This window comes from Nocardia sp. NPDC058633, assembly GCF_042717045.1.
In the GTDB taxonomy this organism is placed as follows: domain Bacteria; phylum Actinomycetota; class Actinomycetes; order Mycobacteriales; family Mycobacteriaceae; genus Nocardia.
In genome coordinates this window covers 83512-105785 of sequence record NZ_JBHXRA010000017.1, presented here as the reverse complement: position 1 = coordinate 105785, position 22274 = coordinate 83512, and the positions used below count along the sequence as shown (strand labels likewise).

The following is a 22274-nucleotide window of genomic DNA, read 5'->3' as shown; positions in this document are numbered from 1 at the left end:
CCGTTGCTGCCCCCAGCGGATCTGCTCACAGCAGCGAGGGCGGCGGGAGTGTTCCCGCCGCCCTCCTGCGGGCCCTACTTCGCGTCGAATTCCCTTGCACGCAGGGAACGTTCGATACCTGCCCGGCCCTCGGAGACCAGGCGGTACAGGGCGGGCGGGTGATCGCCGGCGAGGAACTCTTCGGCCTTGGCGACCGCTTCCTCGCTGATCGCCCAGTGCGGGTACAGGCCGACCACCACGGTCTGCGCGACCTCGCTCGAGCGACGGTCCCATACCGCGGGGATCTCGGCGAAGTACCTGTCCACATACGGCGCGAGCACCGCACCCTGACCGGCCGGGGCGAACCCGCCGACGATGGCGCGGGCGGTGATGTTGGGCACCGAGTCGTCGCTCACCACCGTGTCCCAGGCTTGGGCCTTGACCTCGGCGATCGGGCGCGCGGTGGCCGCGGTGGCCGCCTGGCGCTTGCCGGCCGCGGTCTGATCGCCCCGCAGTTCGGCGTCGATGGTCGGGGCGTCGATACCCTCGGCGTCGATCCGGCCCGCCGCCGCCAGTGCGGTGACGACGCGCCAGCGCAGGTCGGTGTCGACGGTGAGCCCGGCGAGACCGGCTGCCGCTGGATCGGCCTCGAGCAACCGGGCCAGCACCTCGGTGTGGCGCGATTCCAGCTTCGCGCCGGTGAGCGCGTTGACGAACGCCAGCTGATGGTCCGAACCCGACTCCGCACCGCGAGCGAGTTCGAGCAGCCGGTCGGCGTATCCCGGCCAGCCCTGCTGGTCGGCCCACTCCGGATCGGCGTAGCTCGAGATGGCGGTGTTGGCCTGCATGAGCAGTCGCTGCACCACCCCGATCTCGGTTTCGGAGCCGATCCCGCGCTGCACGAGCGCGACGAAATCGCGGGCCTTCATCTCGGCCTGGCGGGTCATCTCCCAGGCCGCCGACCAGGCCAGCGTGCGCGGCAGCGAGTCGGCGATGTCGCCGACTCGCTGCACGACCACGTCGAGGGAATCGGGGTCCAGGCGCAGCGAGCAGTAGGTGAGGTCGTCGTCGTTGACCAGCACCAGCGCACCGCGCGCCACACCGACGAGCTCGGGCACCTCGGTGCGCCCGGCGGCGTCGAGATCGAGTTCGACACGGTTGGTGCGCACCAGCTTGCCGTCGACATCGTCGTAGACGCCGATCGCGATCCGGTGCACGCGGAACTCGCCCGCACCCGGTGTGGCGCCTTCCTGCACGACCGCGAAGCTCGAGAACGTGCCGTCGGGCGCGACGACGAAATCGGGGCGAAGGATATTGAGCCCGGTGGTCTTGAGCCACTGCGCGCCCCAGTCCGACAGGTCACGACCCGACGCCTTCTCCAGCGCGGCCAGCAGATCGTCGAAAGTGGCGTTGCCGTAGGCATGTTCGGCGAAGTAGTCACGCAGACCGGCCAGGAACGGCTGTAGGCCCACGTAGGCCACGAGCTGCTTGAGCACCGAAGCGCCCTTGGCGTAGGTGATTCCGTCGAAGTTCACCTCCACGGCGTGCAGGTCGGGGATGTCGGCGGCGATCGGGTGGGTCGAGGGCAGCTGGTCCTGGCGGTAGGCCCAGGACTTCTCCACATTCGCGAAAGTGGTCCAGGCACTGGTGTATTCGGTGGCCTCGGCTTGGCACAGCACCGAGGCGAAGGTCGCGAACGACTCGTTCAACCACAGGTCGTCCCACCACTTCATGGTGACCAGGTCGCCGAACCACATGTGCGCCATCTCGTGCAGCACGGTCTCGGCGCGACGCTCGTAGGACGCGCGGGTCACCTTGGACCGGAACACGTAGTCCTCGAGGTAGGTCACCGCCCCCGCGTTCTCCATCGCGCCCGCGTTGAACTCCGGAACGAACAGCTGGTCGTACTTGCCGAACGCGTACGGCACGCCGAAGTTGTTGTGGTAGAACTCGAAACCCTGCTTGGTCTCGGTGAACAGCCGTTCGGCGTCCATGTGCGCGGCCAGCGAGGCGCGGCAGTACAGCCCCAGCGGGATCTCGCCGCTCGCGTCGGTGAAGGTGTCGGTCCACTTGGCGTACGGGCCCGCGATCAAGGCGACCAGGTAGGTGCTCATCCGCGGGGTGGTGGCGAAGGTGTGGCGTACGACCGCGCCGACCTTGTGCTGCTCGATATCGGCACCGTTGGAGATCACCGCCCAGTCCTCGGGCGCGGTGGCGACGATGTCGAAGGTGGCCTTGAGATCGGGCTGATCGAAGCAGGCGAACATGCGCTTGGCATCGGCGGTCTCGAACTGCGAGTACAGGTACACCTTGTCGTCGGTCGGATCGACGAACCGGTGCAGGCCCTCACCGGTATGGGAGTACTCGCACTCGGCCTCGACGACCAGTTCGTTGCTCTCGGCCAGCTCCGGCAACGCGATCCCGATCGACTCGTCGAAGGAACTCACATCGAGGGTGACCCCGTTGAGCACCGCCGAGCGCACCCGAGGCGCGACCAGATCGATGAACGTGCTCGCGCCGGGGGTGGCGGTGAACGTGACAGTGGTCTTCGACCCGAACGTGTCCGACACCTCGGACCCGGCACCGCGCGGCTGATCGGTGAGGTCGAGTTCGATCCGGTAGTTCTGCACGGCCACCACGGCCGCGCGTTCGACCGCCTGGTCGCGGGTGAGATTCGGGGCGGACATTGATCTCCTTTGTTCCTCGACGAGCACGGCACGGTAGTTCGGCGTCCACAATGCCACCTGGCGTCGGCGCCCGCTCACGAGTTTGCGGCCCACGCCGCCACAACGGTCGGCATAGTGCGATGACCCCCGGGTGGTGGCGAGCGTCACGGTGACAGCGGGCGGCTCCGCGTCACGATGACCAGGCGTGATTCGGCGTTCGAGGCCGTCTGTACAGTTCGTACGTACTCAGTCTGTATGGACCCAGGATTCGGAGGCTCGACGTTGAAGCATGTGCACGCCGGGAAAGTTCGCGACCTCTACTCCGACGGCGACACCCTGCTGCTCGTCGCGTCGGACCGGGTCTCGGTCTACGACGTGGTGCTGCCGACGCCGATTCCGGACAAGGGCGCGTTGCTGACGCAGCTGTCGAACTGGTGGTTCGAGTACTTCACCGGGATCCCGAATCACGTGGTCTCGGCGACCGATGTGCCCGCGGAGTTCGCCGGGCGTGGGATTCGGGTGAAGCCGTTGAAGATGCTGGCGGTCGAGTGCATCGCGCGCGGGTACCTGACCGGGTCGGGGCTCAAGGAGTACCAGCGGTCGGGGACCGTGTCGGGGATCGCGCTGCCCGCGGGGCTGCGCGACGGCGACAAGCTGCCCGAGCCGATCTTCACGCCGTCGACGAAGGCGTCCGAGGGGCACGACGAGGCGATCAGTTTCGCCGATGTGGTGAACCAGGAGGGCCGCGAGGTCGCGGAGAAGCTGCGCGACCTGACCCTCGAGATCTACTCGCGTGGGGCCGAGCACGCGGCGAAGGCGGGCGTGATCGTCGCCGACACCAAGGTCGAATTCGGTTGGAACGGTGATGTTCTCACCCTCGGTGACGAAGTGCTGACCTCGGACTCCTCGCGCTTCTGGCCCGCCGACGAGTGGGAGCCGGGCCGCGCCCAGCGCTCCTTCGACAAGCAGTTCGTGCGCGACTGGTCGACCTCGACCGGCTGGAACAAGGAATACCCGGGCCCCGAGATCCCCGCCGATGTCGTCGAAGGCACGCGCCGCAAGTACGAAGAGGCTTACGAGCGCATCACCGGCCAGAAATGGGTGGGAATCCAGGCTTGACCCGAGGCGGCGCCCCGTCGACACCTGGGTGCCGCAACACCTTCGCCCTGCGCGAGTAGAAGGTCGGTGCGCCGGCACGTTCACACCCTTGACCGCGCAGATATGAAGGAATGTCGCGTCAGTGCACGGGTGCGTCCACGCCTTTGACTGTGCAGATATGAAGGAGTGTTGCGTCAGTGCACGGGTGCGTTCACGCCTTTGACTGTGCAGATATGAAGGAGTGTTGCGTCAGTGCACGGGTGCGTTCACGCCTTTGACTGTGCAGATATGAACCATGTTCTCGTTGCCCCAGGCGCCGAGCGCGGTCAGCGCTGTGTTGAGCGACACTCCGCGCTCGGTGAGTGAGTACTCGACCTTCGGAGGTACCTGCGCGTAGACCTCGCGGCTGATGATGCCGTCGTGTTCGAGCTCGCGCAGCTGCTGGATCAGCATCTTCTCCGTCACGCCGGGGACCAGGCGTTTCAGGTTGCCGAAGCGTTGGGTGCCGGTGGACAGAGCCCACAGGATCAGCGCTTTCCACTTGCCGCCGACAACGTCGAGCGCGGCATCGATACCGCAGGAGTACGGGCGTTCTCGCTGCTTCATGGCTGCCTTACTTACCTTTAGGTGGGTATTGCACTTCATAGTCGGTACTTGTCGAGTGTAGTGCATCCGGCCATTCTGGAAGGGCGTTGCTGATCGGCAGCGATGAGCTTCGGAACAAGGAGAACAATGGTCGACCAGACTGCGGCACAAACGGTTTCGGTGATCGGCCTCGGCGCGATGGGCACCGCTCTGGCGAAAGCGCTGCTGGCGGGCGGCCATCAGGTGACGGTGTGGAACCGCACGAGGGAGCGGGCCGAAGCGCTGGTTGCCGACGGTGCGAAAGTGGCGGCCGGCCCCGCCGAGGCGATGGCGGCGGCGGACCTGGTGATTCTGTGTGTGCTCGACGACGCCGCGGTGCGCGAACACCTCGAGCCTGCCGCCGCACACGTGCGCGGACGGGTGGTGGTGAACCTGACCACCACCACGCCGGAGCAGGCGCGCTCGCTGGGTCGCTGGGCCGCCGTCAACGAGGTGACGTTGATCGACGGCGGGATCATGGCGGTGCCCGAAATGATCGGGGGGCCCGCGGCTTTCGTGTTGTACAGCGGTGCGGCCGCCGCGTTCGACCGGTACCGTGCGGTGCTCGAGTCGTTCGGTCGCGCCGAATTCGTCGGTGAGGACCTCGGTGCCTCGGCCATGTACGACGTGGCGATCCTCGGCGGTATGTACGCCATGTTCGCCGCGTTCGCGCAGGGTGGTGCGATGGTGCGCACCACCGGCGGCTCCGCGGCGCGCCTGGCTGAGCTGATGGCGCCGTTCCTCCAGGCCATGGCGACGACCCTTGCCGCGCAGGCACCTGGTATCGACACCCCTGCCGATTTCGTCCCCACCCAGAGCAACGAGTTCACGGCCGCCGCCATCGACCTGATCGACAAGTCAGCGGTCGAATCCGGCACGCCCACAGAGCTCTACGGCGCACTGCGCCGCGCACTCACCGGGCTCTGAACCATCCGCGCCCCACAACGGGCAGTTCACGAGCCCGCCTGACACCGCGTTCGGTCGACCGGAGCAGATGCCCGGTCGGCCGAACTCCTCGTTTCAGACGGCGACCCGGCTCGCGGCGAGCAACGCGTCGACGAACCCCTCGGCTTTCGCGTCGAAGGCGGCGTAGTGGGTGGTGCGGGCGTCGCCGCTGATCGCCTCGCCGATCACGAGATTGCCTTCGGCATCGAGACTCTGCGGCTGCTCCTCGGCATCGGGGAGTAGGCCGACCTGTGAGTCCGCGAAGCCGGCGTAGTAGGCGAGGCCCTCGTTGAGCTGGGCTTCCAGGAGTTGTTGCATGCCGGGGACGATCTCGTCCTCGGCGGTCGCCCCCGCCAGGCCGAGCCACAGGATTCGCTTACCTGCCAGGCGGGGCTTGCTGCGGCCGTAGGCGAAGCCGTAGTTCCAGACACGGTCGATCCAGCCCTTGAGGGTGGCGGGCACGCTCTGCCAGTAAACGGGGAACACCACGACGACGACGTCGGCGGCGAGCAACCGTCGCATGTGCGCCTCGGCTGTGGGGGAGTAGACCTTGTCGCGATTGCCCCACTCGGGTTGGTCGGCCACCGTCATCCGTGGATCGAAGTCCTCGGCATGCAGATCGAGGTAATCGATCGTGTACCCGGCGGCGGTGAGGCGGGAGACGGCACGCTCGGCGACATGAGCCGACAGCGAGTCGGAGCGGTGGTGACCCAGGACCACGAGCGCGGTCGGGCCCGGGGTGAGGGAGTCGGCGACGCTGGATCCTGCGGTGGTGAGTTCGGCGGTGTCGGTCGTGGTGGCGGCGGACTGCGGCACGGGGAGCTCCTGTTCGATCACGGTGCGGGCTGTTCGGCCCGGTCCCTCGAGTCAACCGCGAATCGTGTGGACGATCTATGGGTGATCATCTCCAGTCGATAGGAATTCGTCTACGCTGGTGGAGTGGATCCGTTGAGTTCATTGCTGAGTGGCATTCGTGCCGAGGGGTCGATCGTGGCCCATACCGTCCTGAACCCGCCGTGGACGATTCGCTTCGCCGACCGCGCGCCGCTGATCATGCTGACTGTGTTGCGCGGCGGCGGCACGCTCGTGCTCGCCGACGGATCACGCTCGTGCCTGGTCGCCGGCGACACCGCGCTGGTGCAGGCCGGTGAGCCGTTCCATCTGGCCGACACCGCCGCCGCGCTCGACCGGCCGCACAGCCGCTACGAGCTGTCCTGTTTCGTGCCGGAAGGTTTCGGACCCGCCGACATCAGTTGTGCGACACCGGAACTGATCGAGACGCCCATGCCGACCGGGGCGCCCGAGGAGACTTCGCTGCTCGTCGGCGCCTACCGGGCCTCGGGGCGCCGCCACGAGCGACTGCTGCGGGCGCTGCCGCCGGTGATGGTGGTGCACGAAGACGCCGAAATGTGTGGGTGGCTGGAACGATCCGCCGCCGACGCCGTCCGGCTGAGCGCGGGCTCGCAGGCACTGATGGACCGGCTGCTGGATTGGTCGCTGGTGTGCACGCTGCGCAGCTGGCTGGCCGAACAGCAACACTGCGCGCCCGCGTGGTACCGGGGGATGGCCGATCCGGTGGTCGGCCCGGCGCTGTCGGCCATCCACGACAGGCCGTTCGACCATTGGACCGTGGCGAGTCTGGCCACCGAGGCAGCGGTCTCGCGCGCCCTGTTCGCCCGACGGTTCACCGAGGTGATGGGCGAACCGCCGCTGGCCTATCTCACCGAATGGCGCATGGCCGAGGCCGAGGAGCTGCTCGCCGATCCCGCGCGCAGCGTCGCGCAGGTGGCAACGACCGTGGGCTATTCCGATGCCTTCGGTTTCAGTGCGGCGTTCAAGCGGTTGCGCGGCACCAGCCCGAGCGAGTTCCGTGCGGCGCGGGTGTGAGACGCGCCCGTGTGTCAGGTCCTGGGGGTGAGCAGGACCAGCGGGATCTCGCGGCTGGTATTGGTCTGGTAATCGGCGTACCCCTTGTAGGCGGCGACGACTCGCGGCCACAGCTCCGCGCGTTCGTCGGGGGTGGCGACCTGGGCCGTCATCGGGCGCTCGGGGCCGTTACGCAACGACACCTCGACGTTCGGATTGTCGCGCAGATTCAGGAACCAGGCGGGGTGGGTGGGATCGCCGCCGCGGGAGGCGACGATGACGATGGTGTCGCCGTCGATGATCGGTGCGGTCAGCATGACCTTGCGCGGCGTGCCGGATTTGCGGCCGATCGTCGTGAGTTGCAGCGACGGCATCCCGAAGACCGAGTTGCCGAGGTGGCCACCGCTCACAGTGAGCAGCGCGCGGTGGAGGGTGTTCATGATCTTCAGCTGCAGATCGCTGGGCATAGTGGGAATCTACCCTGATCTCAGGGCAGGCGGTCGGTGAAGCGAGTGAGGAAGGGACGCTGGCTTTTGCCGAGTTTGCCCGCCGCCGTGGTGAGGTCGAACCAGTCCACGCGGTCGACCTCGGGAAATTTCGCGAGCCGCCCCGACCGTGGCGGCCACTCCATCTCGAACGTGCCCGGCACCACGTCGGCCGGATCGAGATCGCCCTCGACCGCCCACGCGGTGAGGTATTTGCGCTTGGCCCCGCTGCGGTAAACGACCTCGCCGAGGTCGATCCACTCACCCTCGGGGGCCGGCAAGCCCAGTTCCTCGGTGAACTCCCGCCGGGCGGCATCGCGCGCGGACTCTTCCTCGGACAGGTACTCGCCCTTGGGAATCGACCACGCCGAGGCGTCCTTCTTCGCCCAGAACGGCCCGCCCATGTGCCCGAGCAGCACCTCGATCCCGGCCTCCCGATGGCGGTAAACCAGCACACCCGCGCTGAAAACATCCGTCATCTCGGCGAGTCTGCCAGGCGGCGACAGCGCATCGCCGCAGTGCCGATGGGTCGCGCCGCGAATCGGTCGAGTGGTGCGCGCTCGGCTGCACGCCCCGTCACATCGCGCGGCCCCCACGCAGCCCGGCTGCCCGAAGCAGCAGGTAGTCGCGTTCCGGCACGCTCGCGGTCTGCCTCGCGGCGCGCTGATACTCGCGCACGGCCGCAGCCTGTTCGCCGGCCATTTCGTGCAGGTGCCCACGAACCGCGGCGAGACGGTGAGAGCGCGACAGCGGCTCGGCGACACTGTCGGCGACGGCCAGCCCCGCTGCCGGACCGTGCACCATCGCGGTCGCTACCGCACGGTTGAGGGTGATCATCGGGTTGGGAGTCAGACGTTCGATCAAGTTGTAGAGCTGCAGGATTCGTGACCAGTCGGTGTCGTGCGGGCGTCGAGCCTCGGCGTGCAGGCCTGCGATGGCGGCCTGTATCTGGTAGGGCCCCGTCAGTCCGGCAGGCAGGGTGGCGGTGAGCAGACGCAGCCCCTCGGTGATCTGGGGGCGGTCCCAGCGCGAGCGGTCCTGTTCGGGCAGGGGTATCAATTCGCCGTGCGGTCCGCAGCGGGCGGCGCGGCGGGAATCGGTGAGCAGCATCAGCGCGAGTAGGCCGGTGACCTCGGTGTTTTCGGGCAGCAGTGTGCGCAGGACGCGCGTGAGCCGGATCGCTTCGGCCGACAGATCCCCGCGACGCAAACCCGCCCCGGAACTGCTGGTGTGCCCCTCGGTGAAGATCACGTACAGCACCTGCAGCACCGCGCTCACTCGTGTGCTGTCGTGCGCGCCGTCGGCGAACGGCCGATCCGACTCGGCCAGGCGCTTCTTCGCCCGCGAGATGCGTTGTCCCATCGTTGCTTCCGGCACCAGGAAAGCTGCGGCGATCTCGGCGGTGGTCAGGCCACCGACCGCCCGCAGTGTCAGGGCGACGGCCCCGGCAGGCGGCAAGTCGGGATGACAGCACAGGAAATACATGTCGAGGGTGTCGTCGCGGCCGACGGCCTCGATGGGCACCTCTCGCACGAAAACCGTCGTCTCCCTGCGTCGCCGCGCCACCTCGGCCCGCACCGCGTCGGCCATCCGTCGCTGCGCAACCTGGATCAGCCAGCCACGCGGATTCGCAGGCAGCCCTTCGTGATTCCACTGGGTGGATGCGGCTAGCAGCGCGTCCTGCACCGAATCCTCGGCGAGGTCGAAATCGCCGAAGCGTCGTACCAACACACCGAGGACCTGCGGCGCGAGTTCACGCAGCAGGTCCTCGATGCGCGGCGTCAGAGTCTCGGTCACGCCGGGTCGGGCGCGCTCATGATCTGGCGCACCTCGATGTATTCACCGATCGGCTTGCCGCCGGGGCCGGGCGCCGCCGACGCCTGCGCGGCGATCTCGACCGCGCGCTCTGCGGAATCGACATCGACCACCCAGAAACCGGCCAAGAACTCCTTGGTCTCCGAAAACGGGCCGTCCGTCACCACCGGTGTCGAGCGCCCGTCGGAGCACACGATCACCGCCTGATCGGGCGCGGCAAGGCCCTGTGCGTCGACGAGTTCACCCGCGGCCGCCAGTTGGGCGCCCAGCGCCCGCTGGAAATCGATGTGGGCGGCGATGTCCTCGGGTGCCCACTCCGGCAGCGGGATGTCGCAGTGGGCAGCCCCGGAAAAGGTCTTGAGCAGCATGAATTTCATGGTTCGGCTCCTGATTGCTGCGCCCTGGTGGCGCGTTCGACAGAGGGTCGGAGCCGACCGGCAGTCTTCGACACACCTGCGGATGTGAACTGGATCACAATGGAATGCCGCTGTCCGCGAGCCGGTCGGGATCAACGGGCTCGGCCGATCCGATCAGCTCTCTGATCCGATCGGTCACATCCCAGACGTTGACGTTCATCCCCGCACGCAGCGTGTTGTGCTCGTCGATCCAGAACGCGACGAACTCGCGCTGGTCGAGGTCGCCACGCACCACCAATCGCACGTCGTCGTCGCGCCCGACGTAGCCGGTGTACTCCATACCGACGTCGTACTGATCGCTGAAGAAGTACGGAAGACGGTCGTAGACGGCGTCCTTGCCCAGCATCGTCTTCGCGGCGACGGCGGGCTGATTCAGCGCGGTCGCCCAGTGCTCCACGCGGATCGGCCGGCCCAGCAGCGGATGCTGCTGCTCGGCGATGTCGCCCACCGCGACCACATCGGGGTGGCTGGTGCGCAGCGCCGCGTCCACCAGCACACCACCGTCGACCGACAGCCCGGCCGCCGTCGCCGCCTCGATATTGGGTTGTGCGCCCACCGCGACCAGCACCGCCTGCGCCGGGACAACGGTGCCGTCGCCGAGTCGCACGCCGGTGGCCTCACCCTCGTCGGTGAGGATCGCGTCGACGGAAGTGTTGGTGCGCAGGTCGACGCCGTGCGCGCGATGCAGCTCGGCGTAGAACGCGCCCATCTCGGGGCCGAGCACGGTGACCAGTGGCAGGTCGGCGGTCTCGATCACCGTCACCTCGACACCCTGGGCGCGGGCCTGCGCGGCGACCTCGAGGCCGATCCACCCGGCCCCGATGATCACCAGGCGGCGATCCTCACCCAATATCTGCAGCAGCGCGTTCGAATCACCGATGGTGCGCAAGGTGTAGACGTTCGGGGCGTCGGCGCCGGGAATGTCGAGCGTGCGCGCGCGGGAACCGGTGGCCAGGGCGAGCTTGTCGTAGTCCAGGGTGGAGCCGTCGGGCAGCGTCACCGTCTTGGCGATCGGATCGAAGGCGGTGGCGGTGGTGCCCAACCGCAGGTCGATGTGGTGATCGCGATACCAAGCCGCCGGGTCGACGGTGAAGTCGGGCAGTTGCTGGGTGCCGGCCAGATGCTGTTTGGACAGTGGCGGGCGCTCGTAGGGCAGCTCCTCCTCGGCGGCCAGCAGGGTGACGCGGCCGTCGAAATCGTTGGCACGCAACGCTTCGGCGATTTTCGCACCGCCGAGACCCCCACCGATGACGACGAAATGCTGATTCGAGCTCATGAACGGACTCCTTCTCGCGGACGACCCGGACTCCTCGCACCCCGAGCCTAGTGCGCGTTCTCACCCGGGGGAACGATTCCGGCGGTGCCGAGGTTGCACCAGTCGACGGGGCCGACCGACCCGTCGCAGACGACTCGAAAGGATTTCATCGTGAGCGAGCAGGCAGCCAAGGATGTCGCCGATTTCTGGTTCGACCCGCTGTGCCCATGGTGCTGGATCACCTCCCGGTGGATCCTGGAAGTCGAGAAGGTGCGCGATATCGAGGCGCGATTCCACGTGATGAGTCTGTCGGTGCTCAACGAGGGCAACGACGATCTGCCGCCGCACTATGTCGACATGATGGCCGCCGCGTGGGGTCCGGTCCGGGTCGTCACCGCCGCCGGCCAGAAGTACGGTGACGAGATCCTGTCGCCGCTCTATACCGCGATGGGCGCCCGAATCCACGACCGCAGGGCCGAGTACGAGCGCGAGACGCTGCAGGAAACGTTCGACGCGATCGTCGCCGACTCGCTGGCGGAGCTGGACCTGCCCGCGGAACTCGCCGACGCCGCCACCAGCACCGCATACGACGAGGCGCTGCGGGCCAGCCATCACGCGGGCATGGACAAGGTCGGTACCGATGTCGGCACGCCGACCATCCACGTGAACGGGTCCGCGTTCTTCGGACCGGTGCTCTCGCGCATCCCGCGCGGTGAAGACGCGGGCCGGGTATGGGACGGCGTGGTCGCGCTGGCTTCCTACCCGCACTTCTTCGAACTCAAGCGCACCCGCACCGAGGAACCGGTCTTCGACTGATCGCAGTTCGGGGGCGCCGGCATCGGCACCCCCGAACTGTCAGACCGTCTTCGGCGGCAGCGCGGGCGGGGTCGCGTTCAGCGGATAGCCGCCCGGTGGCGGGATCATGCCGGGTTGCGGTGCGCTCGGACGCCAGAACATCGGGCCCGGCTTGCTGCGATCACGCAGCGCCCACATCCGCCAGGTGAGCACCGGGTGGCTGGCCATGGCGTTGACCAGCCAGATGAAACCGCCCCGGTCGAGCGCGGCCCGATCGGCCATCTCGTCGACACCGACATCGGTGTTGAGGTACTTACCCGCGGCGAGCGTCGCCATCGCGGTGGCCGCGCCGTGCGGGCGGAAGCAGAAACCGTGATTGTCGGCGGTGTACTCCTGGGCGCGGATCAGCGACGCCCCGAGCAGCGGCAGCCACGGCGCGACGAACATGCCGAGCTGGCGCCAGTACGACACGTGGCCCGCGGCGATATGGCCGACTTCATGGCCGATGATGAAGGCGAGGCCGTCGGGTTCGCGCGCGGCGCCGCCGATTTCGAACAGATCGCTGTAGACCACGACGAACCGGCGGAACCCGTGCCCGGCCGCGAACGCGTTGATCTGGCCGTTGCCCAGGATCACATAGGCGTCCGGCGCCTTGCGCATGCCGAATCGCGCCGCCGCCTCCTGCACCAACCGGTATCCCTCCGGGAACTGGGTGGGCGACATCTTCACGCCGTTCACGCGCTGGGACGCGTAGTTCAGACCACGACCGGCCCACAGCAGCACCGGCGCGAACAACAGCAGCAGCACATACGGACTGGTGGCGAGGGAACCGGTCTGTTCCACTCCGCTCTCGTCGACGACAGGATCGGCGAACAGTTCGACCGCGATGAGCAGCAGCGCCAGCAGGAACGCGACCGTGGTGATCATGATGACCACGATCAGCAAAGGGATCTCCCACGGATGCCGGGCGGGACGGTCCCACGGCAGCAGGCCACGCGGTCGGTGCTGCGGGGGGACGGGCGGACCGCTCGGTGGGTAGTGGCCGGGGGCGAACCGGCCAGGAACGACCGGCGGATACGGGCCTGCCGGAGGCTGCGGTGGACTGTCCTGCGCGGGAAAACCGCCCGTCCGCGGATCAGGCTGGGCCCAGGGCGAGGGTGGTGCGGTGTCGGAGTCCGGCGACGGTGCTCGGTCCGGGTGTCGGCCGGTGTGCTCCGGCGGGGGACCTGCCGAATGCGGGGAATGCGGTTCGTGCGGGTGCATGAAACGACTCTAAGCGGGCCTGCGACAATCGCAGCCATGCGCGTTTACCTGGGTGCCGACCATGCCGGTTTCGAACTGAAGAATCACGTCAAGGCTCATCTGCAGGAGGCCGGAGTGGAGGTCGTCGACTGTGGCGCCCTCGAATACGACGCTCTCGACGACTACCCCGGCTTCTGCATCGAGGCGGCCCGTCGCACCGTGGCCGACCCGGGCTCGCTCGGCCTGGTCTTCGGTGGCAGCGGCAACGGCGAGCAGATCGCCGCCAACAAGGTCGCCGGCGCCCGCTGCGCCCTGGCCTGGAGCGTCGAAACCGCCGTGCTGGCCCGCGAACACAACAATGCCAACCTGATCGGCATCGGCGGCCGCATGCACTCCACCGCCGACGCTCTCGCCATCGTCGACGCGTTCCTCGCGGCGTCGTGGTCGGAGGAGGCGCGCCACCAGCGTCGCATCGACATCCTGGCCGAGTACGAGAAGACCGGCATCGCGCCCGAGATTCCCGCGTACTGAGGTAGTGCCGGAAGGACACACCCTCCATCGGATCGCCGATCTGCACCAGCAGCGGTTCTCCGGTGGGGTGGTGCGGGTTTCGAGTCCGCAGGGGCGGTTCACCGACGGCGCGGCCCTCGTGGACGGGCAGGTGTTCGAGCGGGCCGAGGCCTACGGCAAGCATCTGCTGCATCACTACGCGTCCGGGCTGACGGTGCATGTGCATCTCGGGCTGTACGGCACCTTCAGTGAGGTCGAGTTGCCGATGGCGACGCCGGTCGGGCAGGTGCGGATGCGCATGCTCGGCGCCGCAACGGATTTCGGCACGGATCTGCGCGGACCCACGGCCTGCGAAGTGTTGATGCCGCCCGAAGTGGACGCGCTCACCGCGCGGCTGGGCGCCGACCCCTTACGCGCCGACGCCGACCACGAACGAGCGGGCGCGCGAATCCGGCGCTCCCGCAGGGCGATCGGGGCGTTGCTGATGGATCAGGCCCTGATCGCCGGCGTCGGCAACGTCTATCGCGCGGAAGTCCTGTTCCGCCACGGCATCTCACCGTTCCGTCCCGGCACCTCGATCACCGTCGGAGAATGGGACGCCCTCTGGGCCGACCTGGTCGACCTCATGCCGATCGGCGTCGCCACCGGTCGCATGCACGTGGTCCGCCCCGAACACGACAGCGGCGCACCGTCGTACAACAAAGACCGCCCCCGCACCTACGTCTACCGCCGCCAGGGCGAACCGTGCCGGGTCTGCGCCACCCCCGTCGCGCACAAGGTCATGGAAGGCCGAAACCTCTTCTGGTGCCCCGCCTGTCAGCCCGCATAGAAGTCGGCTGAGCCGGACCGCGAAGTGCAGGCTTCGCGATCCGACTCAGCCGGCGACCGCCGTTCCCAGTTCGGGGTCGCCCGATTCAGCGAGCGCGAAACGCCGCCCGCCCGCCGATTTCGCCGAGTACATCGCGCGGTCGGCGCGACGCAACAGGTCGGTGAAATCGCACGTCTTTCCCGGTGGGCAGAAAGCGGTGCCCACGCTGGCCGAAACCGGCACGGGGCCCGCGCTCGACCACACCGGGTCGCGCAGTGCGGCGACCACACGGTGTGCCAGCTCGCCGAGTGTGTCGCGGCGCGGGTTGGCCGCCACCACGAACTCGTCGCCGCCGTACCGGCAGATCACCGTGTCGGGCGGGCACACCTCACGCAAGCGGTTGGCCAGTTCGACCAGTACCTCGTCGCCGATCGCGTGTCCGTAGCCGTCGTTGATCTGCTTGAAGCGGTCCAGGTCCACTACCAGTACACCGACGCCGCGGCTCGGGTCGGCGGCGAACACGCGCACCCGTTCTTGCAGCAGCGTGCGGTTCGCCAGGTCGGTGAGGGCGTCGTGGGTCGCCTCGTGGCGCAAGCGGTGCTGCAGCGCGGCGATCTCCTGTACGCGCAGCGACACTTTCGCCGAGATGTTCTGTTCCTGTTGCGCCAGAGCGCGTTCCTGTAGTGCTTGTGCGTAGCTGTCGATGGCCTGGCTGGCCACCAGCGGCCAACGGGTCGCCACCAGTGAACCCGGGACCCCGGAGGGGAAGCCGAGCAGCCAGCGACTGGCGTGGGCCAGCATTCTGGTGCGTTCGAAGGGTGCCTCGGCCAACCGCGCGCCGAGCTTGCGCGCCTGTGGTACCGGGAACGGTTCGGTCCGGGCCAGGTGCAGCAGCCGCTCGACGATGTCGACGAGCACCGGCTCCAACTGGTGCGGCGCCGTGGAAGAGCCCGGTTCGGCGCACACCGCGCGGGCCCAGGCGCGGGCCATCGCGGCGACCGGTGGCTCGATGTGAACAGTCATCGACATCACCGGCGATAGGTGGCGACGGTCTTGCCACCTCGATCATTCGCACTGCTACGCGGTTGGGTCCACCGAGTTCGGTACACGCTCACCGCCCCCTTTCCAGATACCCCCGTCCGGCAAAAAGGATCCTAGCAAGCCACCCGAGACTGAAAAGTCACGTTCTGCAACGCGTTCTCTGGTCTCTCGCGAATGGCGATCGGGTATGACATCGCTACAGCGCCTCCGGCGTTACACATTTCCCGAAAAGAATTTCGAGCGCCCGAAACGTGCAGCGTAGAGCCCTCCGCTGGGTGGTGGACGTTGCGTCGCCATGGGTCCCTCCTGGGGTGGGTGCGAGTTGTGACGATGTGGCAGTAGCCGTCACGCGCACTCTCATGGTGGCCTACTCGCCGCCCACGTGCCAGGTTTTTGAGGAAAATCCTCCTATTTAAACCCCCGGTGGAGCAGGCGCCGGTCCCCATAGGCGCACCAACCATCGTCGTCGGGAGGGCGTTTCGGGGATAGGGTCATTAGGCCCTAATCGGGCGGGGCGGCGATCGGTCGCGCGAGACAGTGGGCACACCGGCGGCCGAGGCGCGCCAACCGGGCAGGCCGAGGGCCGGATTGGCATTTTTCGCGCGGGATTCGGTACAGTCGTGGCGCACACGACATCGTGGCGATCCCATCGATGTCGTATGCCTGCGGGTGTAGTTCAATGGTAGAACCTCAGCCTTCCAAGCTGATGGTGCGGGTTCGATTCCCGTCACCCGCTCAAACATGTATCGCCTCGACGGTGTTCTCGCCGGTGAGGTATCGGGGTGTAGCGCAGCTTGGTAGCGCATCCGCTTTGGGAGCGGAGGGTCGCAGGTTCAAATCCTGTCACCCCGACCATCACCATTCGCCCAGCTCAGGCTCAGAGGAGACGGATGTCTACGCAACGTAAGGTCGCGATCGTCACCGGAGCCGCCCGTGGGATCGGCGCTGCTGTCGCCGGCAAGCTCGCCTCCGACGGATATGCCGTCGCCGTGCTCGATCTCGACGAAGCCGCCTGCGCGGGCACCGTCACCGCCATCGAGGCCGCCGGGGGCGAGGCTCTCGCCGTCGGTGCCGATGTGGCCGACGAAGCGGCCGTCGCCGCCGCGGTGGAGCGGATCGCCACCGAGCTCGGCGCGCCGACCGTGCTCGTCAACAACGCGGGCGTGCTGCGCGACAACCTGCTGTTCAAGATGTCGGTGGACGACTGGGACACCGTCATGAACGTGCACCTGCGCGGCGCCTTCCTGATGACCCGCGCCGTGCAGAAGTACATGGTCGAGGCGAAATTCGGTCGCATCGTCAACCTGTCGAGCACCTCGGCGCTGGGCAACCGCGGTCAGGCCAACTACTCCGCCGCCAAAGCGGGCATGCAGGGCTTCACCAAGACCCTCGCCTTCGAACTCGGCAAATTCGGCGTCACCGCCAACGCGATCGCTCCCGGCTTCATCGAAACCGAGATGACCGCCGCGACGGCCGCCCGCGTCGGTGTCGAATTCGAGGCGTTCAAAGCGGCTGCCGCCGCGCAGATCCCGGTCAACCGGGTGGGCACGCCCGCCGACATCGCCAACACCGCCTCGTTCTTCGCGAGCGAGGGCGCAGGCTTCGTATCGGGTCAGGTCATCTATGTAGCAGGCGGCCCGAAGGACTGAGTCGCCTCAGGCGCAACCGAACCGGAAGTCGGCCCGCGCCTCGGTGCCCGCGGCCACGGTGACCCGCACCGGCTCGGTGACGGCCAACCCGCAGCCGCCCGGCACAGTCACCACCTTCGCCTCGTAACAGCCCACCGGCAGCGTCACCGACGCCCGTCCGTCCGGTCCGCTGACCAGGGCGGCGACCACTTGCGTCGCATCACAGGGCGTCACCTCGATATCGGCCCGATTCACCGGAATCGGCTCTCGACCGGTGAAGGTCCATGCCGTCAGTGTCCCAGTTTCGCGCGGCACCGGATCCGCGCTCGCGACACCGGTGACCATGAGTGGAGCGAGTACGGACAGTACGAGAAATGTGCGGCGCATGAACCTCTCCTCGTCGATGAGTCGGGTCGTCCAGTGCTGATGGTAGGCCCACCCAGGTGGGAATTGCCCTGTCACGTCCAGGGTCGTCGTTGACGATTGGGCGACGATCCACGCACCGTCGCTGCTGACCCACGGGTGTCGGTGGGCGCGAGGAAGTCCGGCTGCGGTGAAAAGCCGCTGGTCGCGTCTGTGTCGCCGGCGGCATCCGATGTGTCAGGATCGGTCGATGACCTATGTCGCCGATCCGCGAGTCGACGCCTACATCGACGCGCTACCGGTCTGGCAGCAGCAGATCTGCCGCCAGGTGCGCGAGCTCGTCCACGCCGCCGATTCGGCGGTCACCGAAACGGTCAAACGTCGAATCCAGCCGTACTTCGTGCTCGACGGCAACATCTGTGCGCTGCTCGCCGCCAAGACCCACGTCAACATCTTCCTCTACGACGGTGCCATCGTCCCCGATCCCGACCGCATCATCACCGGTGGTCACGACAATAAAACCGCCCGTACCGTCGCCGTCTACGAGGGGCAGACCCTCAACGAACGAGCGTTGTCGACGATGCTGAAACAGATCATCGCCGACAATCGGGCGGGTGGTTGGCGCAAGCTCCAGAAGGAGCGCGGCGAGGGCTAGACGGCCGGGGTGATCCCCGCGCGTTCGCTCCAGACCTGTTCGGCGGGGACCGAGATCGTGGTCATCTCGGGGTAGCGCAGTGCGGAGAGCGTGCCGCCGAAAACGGCGCCGGTGTCGAGACACAGGGTGTTGTTGACCCAGGTGAGGGTGGCGACCGGTGTGTGGCCGTAGAGGACGGTGGGAGTGCCGCGGTAGTCCTGGGCCCAGTCGTAGCGGATGGGGTAGCCGTGTTCGTCCAGCTCACCGGTGGGGGCGCCGTAGAGGGCGAAGGACCGGGCTCGGCCGGAGGTGCTGCCGTGCAAGCTCTCCGGCAGACCCGCGTGGGCCACGACGAGGTTGCCACGGTCCAGCAGGTAGTGGCTGGGTAGATCGCGCAGGAAAGTGTATGCGGCGGTGCGGAATTCGAGGTCTTCGTCGGCCAGCTGGGACAGCGACTGTTCGAGGCCGTGCGCGATGCGCACAGTGCGGCCGTCGAGGGCGCGCATCAGTTTGTGGTCGTGGTTGCCGGCGACGCACAGAGCGGTGTTCGCCGCCACCATGCCCATCACCAGGCGCAGCACACCGGGGGTGTCGGGGCCGCGGTCGACGAGGTCGCCGACGAAGACCGCGGTGCGATCGTCGGGGTGGGCGGCGCCGGACGGGCGACCGGACTCGTCGCGGTGGATCTCGTAGCCGAGTTCGCCGAGCAGCGTTTCGAGTTCACCACGGCAGCCGTGCACGTCGCCGATCACGTCGAAGGGTCCGGTCAGATCGCGGCGATCACGGGGGAGTAGGTCGATGCGGCGGTGTTCGGTCATATCCCGTCTATCGTCGTGCAGTGCCTGCCCGTGTGGCAACCGGGTTACTTCGCGGTGGGGATCGCGGAGTCGGGCCAGGCCCACTGTGCGACGACCGGAATGTCCTCGCCCTTGTCGCGGGTCCAGCGGCGCGCGATCAACCGGGCATCGACGATCTCCTGGCGCAGGCCCGCCGCCCGCGCGCGCAGCCCGGGAACGCGGTCGATCACATCGAGCACCAGGTGGAAGCGGTCGAGGTCGTTGAGCATCACCATGTCGAAGGGGGTGGTCGTGGTGCCCTTCTCCTTGTAGCCGCGCACGTGCAGATTGGCGTGACCGGTGCGCCGGTAGGTGAGTCGGTGCACCAGCCACGGATACCCGTGGAAGGCGAAGATCACCGGGCGGTCGGTCGTGAACAGGGCGTCGAACTCGGCATCGGGCAGGCCGTGCGGGTGTGCGTCCGCGGGCAGCATGCGCATCAGGTCGACGACATTGATGAACCGAATCCGCAAGTCCGGCAACCGATCTCGCAGAATCGCAACCGCCGCCAGCGTCTCCAGGGTCGGCACATCACCCGCGCATCCCAGCACCACATCGGGCGTCGTTCCGGGGTCGTCGTTGTGACACGCCCACTCCCAGATGCCCAACCCCCGGGTGCAGTGCAGCCCCGCCTCCTCGGCCGTGAGCCAGTCCGGGCTGGGCTGTTTACCCGCCACCACGACATTGGCGTAGTGGCGCGAGCGCAGGCAGTGGTCGTAGGTGCAGAGCAGGGTGTTGGCATCCGGCGGCAGATAGACGCGCACGATGTCGGGGCTCTTGTTCGCCACCACATCGAGGAACCCGGGATCCTGATGGGTGAATCCGTTGTGGTCCTGACGCCACACGTGCGAGGTGAGCAGATAGTTCAGGCTGGGGATCTCGCGCCGCCACGGCACCGCCGAGCTGGCATCGAGCCATTTGGCGTGCTGGTTGAACATGGCGTCGACGATGTGGATGAACGCCTCGTAGCAGGTGAAGACGCCGTGGCGGCCGGTCAACAGGTATCCCTCGAGCAAGCCTTCGCACATGTGCTCGGAGAGCACTTCGACCGCGCGACCGACCGTCGACAGATCGACATCCCAGCGCCCGACCTCTTCCTGCCAGTCGCGACCGGTCACCTCGAGAATGTCCTGCAATCGGTTGCTGGCCAGTTCGTCGGGGGCGAAGGTGAGGAAGTTGCGCGGATTACGGGCGGTCACATCGCGCAGCCAGCTGCCGAGCACCCTGGTGGCCTCGTGCTGACCCGCGCCGGGCACCGCGACGTCCACGCAGTATTCCCGCCAGTCGGGCAGATCCAGATCGCGAATCAGCAGGCCGCCGTTGGCGACCGGATTCAGGCTCATCGGCTGGGCGGGCACCTGCTCGAGCAGAGCCGAGACCGGCGACCCGTCGGGTTCGAACAATTCCTCCGGTCGATACGACCGCAACCACAGTTCCAGCACGCGCCGGTGCTCGGGGTCTGTGCGCGCGGCGGGGAGCGGCACCTGATGGGCACGGAAGGTGCCCTCGACCCGTTCGCCGTCGACCACCGGGGGACAGGTCCAGCCCTTCGGGGTGTGCATCACGATCATCGGCCAGCGGGGACGCTCGGCGTCACCGTCTTCGCGGGCGGCTCGCTGGAACTGTGCGATCCGGTCCATGCAGGTGTCCATCGCGGTGGCCATCGCTTGGTGAACCGGCGCGGGATCGTTGCCGGAGACGATCAGCGGCTCGTAGCCGTAGCCGCGCAGCAGTTCGACCAGTTCCTGCTCGGGGATGCGAGCCAGGATCGTCGGATTGGCGATCTTGTACTCGTTGAGGGCGAGGATCGGCACCACCGCGCCGTCGCGACCCGCGTTGAGGAACTTGTTCGCGTGCCAGCTGCCCGCCAGGGGACCTGTCTCGGCCTCGCCGTCGCCGATGACGCAGAACACGACGAGATCGGGGTTGTCCAGGGCGGCGCCGTAGGCGTGCAGCAGGCTGTAGCCGAGCTCGCCGCCCTCGTGGAACGACCCGGGCGTCTCCGGCGCACAGTGGCTCGGCACCCCGCCGGGGAAGGAGAAGCGGTGGAAGAATCTGCGCATACCGTCGATGTCGCGTGGGATGTCCGGCTCGAGCTCGGCGTAGGCGTTCTCGAGCCAAGCGCAGGCGTTGGGGCCGGGTCCGCCGTGCCCGGGGCCCGCGACGAACACCGCGTTCAGTCCGCGATCGCGGATCACCCGATTGGCGTGGGCCCACACCAGATTCAGCCCGGGAACGGTGCCGAAGTGGCCCAGCAGACGCGGCTTGATGTCGTCGGGGACCAGCGGGGTGCGCAGCAAGGGATTGCTCATCAGGTAGATCTGGCCGACCGCGAGATAGTTCGACGCCCGCCACCACGTGTCGATCGCGACGAGCTCGGCGCGCGAGAGTGGGCCGGGCGCGTCGGAGAGAACGTAGGGCTCGGGGGCGAGGGTCTCGCCCTGGCCGCCTCCCACGTTGTCCGCCGCGGTGTCGCCCGGGGTTTTCTCGGTCATCGCGGACTCTCCTCGTAGTCGGTGAGTTCACGGCGCCGTCCGCGCCGCGGGGACCTGCACGGGCACCGATCGAGGACCGGCGACACCCGATGGAGAACGCACCGCCGAGCCTACCGTCGTGCCGGTTCGAGGCCCCGCGACGACGGTCGATTACTGTGCGGGCCATGCATTCTCTCGGCAGGATCATCGGTATCGGACTCGTCGCGGCCGCCGCGATCACCACAGCGGGCTGCGGCTCCGACGCGGATTCGACCAGTGCGCCGAGCTCGAGCGCGACCGGCGGGACCTCCACGAGCACCGGGCGTGAATGCATCGCCGAGGACGTGAAGGTCAGCGGCGGTTTCGGTGAAGCGCCCGAGATCACCATCCCCGACAGCTGCGATCCGCCCAAGAGTTTGATCGTCAAAGACCTGGTGACCGGTAGTGGCCCGGGCGCGGTGGCCGGGCAGCCGCTGACCATGAACTACGAGCTGGTCACCTGGTCCGACAAGCAGGTACTCGACAGCTCCTTCGAGCGCGGCAAGCCGTTCGGGCTGACCCTCGGCGCGGGCCAGGTCATCCAGGGCTGGGACGACGGTCTGACCGGTGTGCAGCAGGGCTCGCGCAGGCTGCTGATCGTGCCGCCGAACCTGGGCTACGGCGAAGGCGGCAACGGGGTGGCACCGAACGAGACGCTGGTCTTCGTGACCGATGCCGTGCAGGTCGGCCGCTAGCGCCACCCTCAACCAACCGCCGATTGCGCGACCGCGCAGGCGGTCAACTACCCTGGTCGG

The 22274-nt window shown here is 67.8% G+C and carries 22 protein-coding genes and 2 tRNA genes; 11 read left to right on the top strand and 13 right to left on the bottom strand.

Annotated features, from left to right (window positions below):
* Positions 1-74: 74 nt before the first annotated feature.
* Positions 75-2666 carry an aminopeptidase N gene (pepN, locus tag ACFWUR_RS22640; RefSeq protein WP_378909359.1) on the bottom strand — a complete coding sequence of 864 codons (2592 nt, stop codon included), beginning with the start codon at positions 2664-2666 and terminating at the stop codon, positions 75-77.
* Positions 2667-2900: 234 nt separating this feature from the next.
* Here pepN and ACFWUR_RS22635 point away from each other — a divergent pair, with 234 nt between their 5' ends.
* Entirely contained in the window at positions 2901-3764 is an 864-nt protein-coding gene (locus tag ACFWUR_RS22635; protein ID WP_378909358.1) for a phosphoribosylaminoimidazolesuccinocarboxamide synthase, read from the top strand.
* A gap of 228 nt (positions 3765-3992) precedes the next feature.
* On the opposite strand, the gene ACFWUR_RS22630 is transcribed toward ACFWUR_RS22635, so the two are convergent.
* Complete coding sequence (locus ACFWUR_RS22630; RefSeq protein ID WP_378909356.1) at positions 3993-4349, bottom strand: winged helix-turn-helix transcriptional regulator; 357 nt, start codon at positions 4347-4349, stop codon at positions 3993-3995.
* A 126-nt stretch (positions 4350-4475) separates the two neighbouring features.
* Between ACFWUR_RS22630 and ACFWUR_RS22625 the strand changes: the two genes are divergently transcribed.
* Positions 4476-5294 (top strand): NAD(P)-dependent oxidoreductase, encoded by an 819-nt coding sequence (locus tag ACFWUR_RS22625; protein ID WP_378909354.1) that lies wholly within the window; start codon positions 4476-4478, stop codon positions 5292-5294.
* A gap of 93 nt (positions 5295-5387) precedes the next feature.
* Here the strand turns inward: ACFWUR_RS22625 and ACFWUR_RS22620 are convergent, their stop codons facing one another.
* Positions 5388-6128: an NAD(P)H oxidoreductase gene (locus tag ACFWUR_RS22620; protein WP_378909353.1), complete on the bottom strand. Its 741-nt coding sequence runs from the start codon at positions 6126-6128 to the stop codon at positions 5388-5390.
* Between the two features lie 123 nt (positions 6129-6251).
* Between ACFWUR_RS22620 and ACFWUR_RS22615 the strand changes: the two genes are divergently transcribed.
* A complete protein-coding gene (locus ACFWUR_RS22615) occupies positions 6252-7199 on the top strand; it encodes an AraC family transcriptional regulator (protein WP_378909351.1) in 948 nt (315 codons plus the stop codon).
* 14 nt (positions 7200-7213) lie between these two features.
* On the opposite strand, the gene ACFWUR_RS22610 is transcribed toward ACFWUR_RS22615, so the two are convergent.
* From ACFWUR_RS22610 to ACFWUR_RS22590, 5 genes are all read right to left on the bottom strand, one after another.
* The gene (locus ACFWUR_RS22610) at positions 7214-7645 is read right to left on the bottom strand and encodes a nitroreductase family deazaflavin-dependent oxidoreductase (RefSeq protein WP_378909349.1); all 432 of its coding nucleotides are present in this window, start codon (positions 7643-7645) and stop codon (positions 7214-7216) included.
* 20 nt (positions 7646-7665) lie between these two features.
* On the bottom strand, positions 7666-8142 hold the full coding sequence (locus tag ACFWUR_RS22605; protein WP_378909348.1) for an NUDIX domain-containing protein: 477 nt from the start codon (positions 8140-8142) through the stop codon (positions 7666-7668).
* Positions 8143-8239: 97 nt separating this feature from the next.
* The gene (locus ACFWUR_RS22600) at positions 8240-9460 is read right to left on the bottom strand and encodes an RNA polymerase sigma factor (RefSeq protein WP_378909346.1); all 1221 of its coding nucleotides are present in this window, start codon (positions 9458-9460) and stop codon (positions 8240-8242) included.
* A complete protein-coding gene (locus tag ACFWUR_RS22595) occupies positions 9457-9855 on the bottom strand; it encodes a YciI family protein (RefSeq protein WP_378909344.1) in 399 nt (132 codons plus the stop codon). Before ACFWUR_RS22595 ends, ACFWUR_RS22600 begins: the two co-directional genes overlap by 4 nt.
* Before the next feature lie 94 nt (positions 9856-9949).
* Entirely contained in the window at positions 9950-11170 is a 1221-nt protein-coding gene (locus tag ACFWUR_RS22590) for an NAD(P)/FAD-dependent oxidoreductase (RefSeq protein WP_378909343.1), read from the bottom strand.
* 150 nt (positions 11171-11320) lie between these two features.
* On the opposite strand from ACFWUR_RS22590, the gene ACFWUR_RS22585 reads away from it, so the two are divergent.
* Entirely contained in the window at positions 11321-11965 is a 645-nt protein-coding gene (locus ACFWUR_RS22585) for a DsbA family protein (protein WP_378909341.1), read from the top strand.
* Between the two features lie 39 nt (positions 11966-12004).
* Here the strand turns inward: ACFWUR_RS22585 and ACFWUR_RS22580 are convergent, their stop codons facing one another.
* Positions 12005-13207 (bottom strand): M48 family metallopeptidase, encoded by a 1203-nt coding sequence (locus ACFWUR_RS22580; RefSeq protein WP_378909340.1) that lies wholly within the window; start codon positions 13205-13207, stop codon positions 12005-12007.
* A gap of 36 nt (positions 13208-13243) precedes the next feature.
* Between ACFWUR_RS22580 and ACFWUR_RS22575 the strand changes: the two genes are divergently transcribed.
* Positions 13244-13717 carry a ribose-5-phosphate isomerase gene (locus ACFWUR_RS22575; RefSeq protein WP_378909338.1) on the top strand — a complete coding sequence of 158 codons (474 nt, stop codon included), beginning with the start codon at positions 13244-13246 and terminating at the stop codon, positions 13715-13717.
* A gap of 4 nt (positions 13718-13721) precedes the next feature.
* Positions 13722-14525: an Fpg/Nei family DNA glycosylase gene (locus tag ACFWUR_RS22570; RefSeq protein ID WP_378909337.1), complete on the top strand. Its 804-nt coding sequence runs from the start codon at positions 13722-13724 to the stop codon at positions 14523-14525.
* Positions 14526-14570: 45 nt separating this feature from the next.
* Here ACFWUR_RS22570 and ACFWUR_RS22565 read toward each other — a convergent pair whose 3' ends face one another.
* Complete coding sequence (locus ACFWUR_RS22565; RefSeq protein ID WP_378909335.1) at positions 14571-15527, bottom strand: diguanylate cyclase domain-containing protein; 957 nt, start codon at positions 15525-15527, stop codon at positions 14571-14573.
* 683 nt (positions 15528-16210) lie between these two features.
* On the opposite strand from ACFWUR_RS22565, the gene ACFWUR_RS22560 reads away from it, so the two are divergent.
* The 3 genes from ACFWUR_RS22560 to fabG all read left to right on the top strand — a co-directional run bounded on the left by ACFWUR_RS22560 (position 16211) and on the right by fabG (position 17194).
* Positions 16211-16281 (top strand) — tRNA-Gly (locus tag ACFWUR_RS22560).
* Between the two features lie 42 nt (positions 16282-16323).
* Positions 16324-16400: transfer RNA gene (locus tag ACFWUR_RS22555), tRNA-Pro, on the top strand.
* A 35-nt stretch (positions 16401-16435) separates the two neighbouring features.
* Positions 16436-17194 (top strand): 3-oxoacyl-ACP reductase FabG, encoded by a 759-nt coding sequence (fabG, locus tag ACFWUR_RS22550; RefSeq protein ID WP_378909334.1) that lies wholly within the window; start codon positions 16436-16438, stop codon positions 17192-17194.
* Positions 17195-17200: 6 nt separating this feature from the next.
* Here the strand turns inward: fabG and ACFWUR_RS22545 are convergent, their stop codons facing one another.
* Positions 17201-17560, bottom strand: coding sequence for a hypothetical protein (locus tag ACFWUR_RS22545; protein WP_378909333.1), 360 nt, complete (start codon positions 17558-17560; stop codon positions 17201-17203).
* Positions 17561-17786: 226 nt separating this feature from the next.
* Here ACFWUR_RS22545 and ACFWUR_RS22540 point away from each other — a divergent pair, with 226 nt between their 5' ends.
* Entirely contained in the window at positions 17787-18191 is a 405-nt protein-coding gene (locus ACFWUR_RS22540) for a DUF1801 domain-containing protein (RefSeq protein WP_378909331.1), read from the top strand.
* Here ACFWUR_RS22540 and ACFWUR_RS22535 read toward each other — a convergent pair.
* Positions 18188-18988 carry a metallophosphoesterase gene (locus ACFWUR_RS22535; protein WP_378909329.1) on the bottom strand — a complete coding sequence of 267 codons (801 nt, stop codon included), beginning with the start codon at positions 18986-18988 and terminating at the stop codon, positions 18188-18190. The genes ACFWUR_RS22540 and ACFWUR_RS22535 overlap by 4 nt on opposite strands.
* Before the next feature lie 44 nt (positions 18989-19032).
* Positions 19033-21501, bottom strand: coding sequence for a phosphoketolase (locus ACFWUR_RS22530; RefSeq protein ID WP_378909328.1), 2469 nt, complete (start codon positions 21499-21501; stop codon positions 19033-19035).
* Between the two features lie 164 nt (positions 21502-21665).
* Here ACFWUR_RS22530 and ACFWUR_RS22525 point away from each other — a divergent pair, with 164 nt between their 5' ends.
* A complete protein-coding gene (locus ACFWUR_RS22525; RefSeq protein ID WP_378909326.1) occupies positions 21666-22214 on the top strand; it encodes an FKBP-type peptidyl-prolyl cis-trans isomerase in 549 nt (182 codons plus the stop codon).
* The last annotated feature ends 60 nt before the right edge of the window (positions 22215-22274 follow it).

Bases quoted from the DNA above. Each gene is read 5' to 3' on its own strand.
- ACFWUR_RS22530 (WP_378909328.1), bottom strand. From the start codon at position 21,501: ATGACCGAGAAAACCCCGGGCGACACCGCGGCGGACAACGTGGGAGGC.
- ACFWUR_RS22625 (WP_378909354.1), top strand. From the start codon at position 4,476: ATGGTCGACCAGACTGCGGCACAAACGGTTTCGGTGATCGGCCTCGGC.
- ACFWUR_RS22630 (WP_378909356.1), bottom strand. From the start codon at position 4,349: ATGAAGCAGCGAGAACGCCCGTACTCCTGCGGTATCGATGCCGCGCTC.
- ACFWUR_RS22595 (WP_378909344.1), bottom strand. From the start codon at position 9,855: ATGAAATTCATGCTGCTCAAGACCTTTTCCGGGGCTGCCCACTGCGAC.
- ACFWUR_RS22610 (WP_378909349.1), bottom strand. From the start codon at position 7,645: ATGCCCAGCGATCTGCAGCTGAAGATCATGAACACCCTCCACCGCGCG.
- ACFWUR_RS22540 (WP_378909331.1), top strand. From the start codon at position 17,787: ATGACCTATGTCGCCGATCCGCGAGTCGACGCCTACATCGACGCGCTA.
- ACFWUR_RS22575 (WP_378909338.1), top strand. From the start codon at position 13,244: ATGCGCGTTTACCTGGGTGCCGACCATGCCGGTTTCGAACTGAAGAAT.
- ACFWUR_RS22580 (WP_378909340.1), bottom strand. From the start codon at position 13,207: ATGCACCCGCACGAACCGCATTCCCCGCATTCGGCAGGTCCCCCGCCG.
- fabG (WP_378909334.1), top strand. From the start codon at position 16,436: ATGTCTACGCAACGTAAGGTCGCGATCGTCACCGGAGCCGCCCGTGGG.
- ACFWUR_RS22525 (WP_378909326.1), top strand. From the start codon at position 21,666: ATGCATTCTCTCGGCAGGATCATCGGTATCGGACTCGTCGCGGCCGCC.
- pepN (WP_378909359.1), bottom strand. From the start codon at position 2,666: ATGTCCGCCCCGAATCTCACCCGCGACCAGGCGGTCGAACGCGCGGCC.
- ACFWUR_RS22535 (WP_378909329.1), bottom strand. From the start codon at position 18,988: ATGACCGAACACCGCCGCATCGACCTACTCCCCCGTGATCGCCGCGAT.
- ACFWUR_RS22590 (WP_378909343.1), bottom strand. From the start codon at position 11,170: ATGAGCTCGAATCAGCATTTCGTCGTCATCGGTGGGGGTCTCGGCGGT.
- ACFWUR_RS22605 (WP_378909348.1), bottom strand. From the start codon at position 8,142: ATGACGGATGTTTTCAGCGCGGGTGTGCTGGTTTACCGCCATCGGGAG.
- ACFWUR_RS22635 (WP_378909358.1), top strand. From the start codon at position 2,901: ATGGACCCAGGATTCGGAGGCTCGACGTTGAAGCATGTGCACGCCGGG.
- ACFWUR_RS22545 (WP_378909333.1), bottom strand. From the start codon at position 17,560: ATGCGCCGCACATTTCTCGTACTGTCCGTACTCGCTCCACTCATGGTC.
- ACFWUR_RS22565 (WP_378909335.1), bottom strand. From the start codon at position 15,527: ATGACTGTTCACATCGAGCCACCGGTCGCCGCGATGGCCCGCGCCTGG.